This is a genomic window from Myxococcus sp. CA051A (genome assembly GCF_013336705.1).
Lineage (GTDB): Bacteria > Myxococcota > Myxococcia > Myxococcales > Myxococcaceae > Myxococcus > Myxococcus llanfairpwllgwyngyllgogerychwyrndrobwllllantysiliogogogochensis.
This window is the reverse complement of sequence record NZ_JABUMS010000058.1, coordinates 1-1530: the sequence shown is the minus strand read 5'-3', so window position 1 is coordinate 1530 and position 1530 is coordinate 1. Positions and strand designations below refer to the sequence as shown.

General features: G+C 65.6%; 1 protein-coding gene and 1 pseudogene. Both read left to right on the top strand.

Annotation, left to right across the window (positions count from 1 at the left end; translation table 11 throughout):
• Window positions 1-208: 208 nt before the first annotated feature.
• Entirely contained in the window at window positions 209-718 is a 510-nt protein-coding gene (locus HUA74_RS44880; RefSeq protein ID WP_174459501.1) for a hypothetical protein, read from the top strand.
• A gap of 81 nt (window positions 719-799) precedes the next feature.
• Window positions 800-1530: pseudogene (locus tag HUA74_RS46740) on the top strand (collagen-like protein); the annotation flags it as partial.

Genomic DNA, 1530 nt, shown 5'->3' with positions numbered 1-1530 from the left:
TCTGTCGCCGAGCTGCGCGCCCAGGCACGCGCTTCATTCGTGCGCCTGGGCCACCGCCACGATGTTCTCGCCGCCTTCTTCCTTCACGCGGGTCTGCGCCTTACCGGACTTTCCTGAAGAGGGTTAGGGCTGTCGCCCCCTTGGCACAAGCAGTGCTCAGGCACCTCGCCCACACGGCCGCTTGAACGGCCGCTTGGGGAGGGACTTCATGAAGAAGTGTATTGGCCTTGCACTCGCTCTGACCATCGTCGCCTGCGGCAAGGCAAAGGACGACGAAGCGCCGTTGATCGATCCGCCGGAGACACCCACGTCTCAGACCGTCGCGGTGCGCCTGCTCGGAGTCAACGCAGCGGGGCCCGTGCGCGTGCAAGTCTCCACGCTGGAACTGACGGTGGATGGCAATCCGTTTCCGGCTCGGATTGGCGGCAGTGAGATCGACCTGGGCAACGACCAGAACGCGTGGGCCGTGACAACGTTTGACCTTCCCGTCGATGCACGCAAGGTCGCGATCAGGCTGAAGTTCCAATCCGAAGGCATCATCGAGCGCAACGGGAAGTCGCAGCTGCTCGACCTGAGTGGCCCACCGATCTCCCTGATCGCGGACGCCGCGCAGATCCGGACTCGCAACAAGGTGGTGGTCGAGTTCGATATTGCCCGCTCCCTGGTCGAACGTGGCGAACAAGTCTTCATGTTCCCGGAGTTCATCGTCCGCTACTGACGAGACTCCGGGCGGCACGAACACAAGCAACAAGCAAGAGCTGAAGACAGTCCAAGCATTTTGAAGTGAGGGCAGGATATCATGCGTTGGGGATGGTTGGCGGCAACAGCGGCAGTACTCACGGGCAACGTCGCGCTTGCGCACGAACTGGCGTGCGACAAGCGGGTGAACGGCGAGCTCATCTACGAAATTCAGTCGTACCCGGCGACGCTCGAGTGGACGATGACGGTGCGCAACGTGCACCGCACGAGCGCGTCGGACGTCGAGGCGGTGGAGGATCGACTGCTCACCGACAAGTTCGGTTGGGCACCTCAACGAACGCCTCCGTACAGGCTTGCATTTGGCGAGTCACACACCGAGAAGTTCACGAACACCGTGAACTCGTTCGAGGAATGCAAGCAGCTCGCGCTGGCGGATGGCTCGAACGACGAGCTCATCGACAACGTGTTCTCGGCGACCTGGGATGATGGCGAGACCCAGTGTCGGGCACGCGTCGTCTGCCTGCCGCTTTGCCCGCCTCAGACGTGCATCGGAGAGCGGGGTCCCCCGGGGGCGGAGGGGCCAGAGGGGCCAGCGGGGGCCCAGGGGCCCGTGGGTGATGCGGGGCCCGAGGGGGCACAAGGGCCCCAGGGAACCAGCGGACCGCCGGGGTTGCCAGGCGCCACCGGAGCGCAGGGACCCGCGGGGCCCATCGGCCCTATCGGTCCTATTGGTCCTGCCGGTGCCACGGGCCCGGCGGGCCCTGCTGGCCCCGTGGGACCCGCGGGGCCTGTCGGTGAGACGGGTGCCACTGGTCCCGCCGGCCCTGCTGG